This is a genomic window from Chengkuizengella marina (genome assembly GCF_009910845.1).
Classification (GTDB): Bacteria; Bacillota; Bacilli; order Paenibacillales; family KCTC-33759; genus Chengkuizengella; species Chengkuizengella marina.
On the sequence record NZ_SIJB01000077.1, the window covers coordinates 1 to 1,663 of the forward strand.

Genomic DNA, 1,663 nt, shown 5'->3' on the forward strand with positions numbered 1-1,663 from the left:
AAAGACGTTACCTAAACCAGATTTGAATCAATCTTCAGGCGTGAAGTATATGGCGCCAAGAGATGAAATGGAGAATCAATTAGTCACTATATGGGGGCAAGTACTGGATATAGACAAGATAGGCATTCAAGATCATTTTTTTGAACTCGGTGGCCATTCCTTAAAAGCCATGTATTTAGCATCAAAGATACAGAAAGAAATGGAAATCTCAATCTCATTAAAAGATATTTTTTCCTATCCAACAATAGAACAGTTGGCAGATAGAATGCAACAATTAGACAAAAGTCAATTTTTATTTATACCTCAAGTGGAGGAAAGAGAAATTTATCCTGCATCTTCAGCACAAAAAAGGTTGTATGTATTACAGCAATTAGAAGGCGCAAAAGTCAGCTATAACATGCCTGCTGTGATGACGATCAAAGGGGGTTTGAATCGGACACGTTTTAAAAGGGCAATCAAAAGTCTGATGGCTCGCCATGAAAGCTTGCGAACTTCGTTTGAAATGGTCGAAGGAGAGCTCGTTCAGCGTGTTCATGAGGTGTTACCATTTGAGATACGCTACCAAAATGCAGAGAAGCAAGAAGTAGAGAATCTCGTTTCCAAGTTCGTTAAACCGTTTGATTTACATGAGGCACCATTATTCAGAGTGAGTCTGATTGAAGTCGATTCACAAGAGTATATTTTCCTATTTGATATGCATCATGTGATCTCAGATGGGGTCTCTATGAATATATTGGTTGAAGATTTTATGCAGCTTTATGAAGGCAAAGATCTCCCTAAACTCCGAGTTCAATATAAAGATGTTGCTATCTGGCAGGAAGGGCAACGAGCAACAGAAGTGATACAGAAACAGGAGCAATATTGGTTAGATCAATTTGCAGATGAAATCCCTGTGTTGAATCTACCTACGGATTATGCTAGACCTTCCGTGCAGAGTTTTGATGGAGAAACGATGGATTTTCATTGGGATAAGGTATTGACTGCAAAGCTCCATCAGTTGGTTAAAGAAACCAATACCACTCTTTATATGGTGATGCTATCCGCATACACGATTTTATTATCTAAATATACAGGTCAGGAAGATATTATCGTAGGGTCCCCAGTTTCGGGTAGGAACCATGCAGATACAGAAGGTATTGTAGGGGTTTTTGTGAATACGTTAGCTATGCGCAATACACCAGTGAGAAACAAAACATTTACCACTTTTTTAGCAGAAGTGAAGGAACAAACATTAAAAGCGATGGAAAATGAAAATTATCCGTTAGAAGATTTAATAGAGAAGTTAGATTTAGAACGAGATATGAGTAGAAATCCATTGTTTAGTGTTTTATTTAATATGTTAAACATAGAGATGCAGGAAATAGAGTTACAAGAGTTAAACATTCAACCATATCCAATAAAAAATGACATTTCAAAATTTGATCTTACGTTAACAGTGATTGAAGATTCCGATAAACTCTATTTAAGTTTAGAGTATGCAACGAAACTATTTAAAAGAGAAACTATTGAGCGTATGATTATGCATCTAAGGACATTGGCTGAACAAATCATAGAAGATCCAGAAACGACCATTGCCGATATGGAGATTGTAACGGAGAAAGAAGTTCATATTTTCACAGGATTTAATGAAACAACAATCAACTATCCAAAGCAAAAATCAGTG

The 1,663-nt window shown here is 36.5% G+C and carries 1 protein-coding gene; it reads left to right on the top strand.

Annotated elements, in window-relative coordinates:
• Positions 1 to 49: 49 nt before the first annotated feature.
• A partial coding sequence (locus ERL59_RS20435; RefSeq protein ID WP_235929984.1) for a condensation domain-containing protein occupies positions 50 to 1,663 on the top strand: 1,614 nt, incomplete at its 3' end.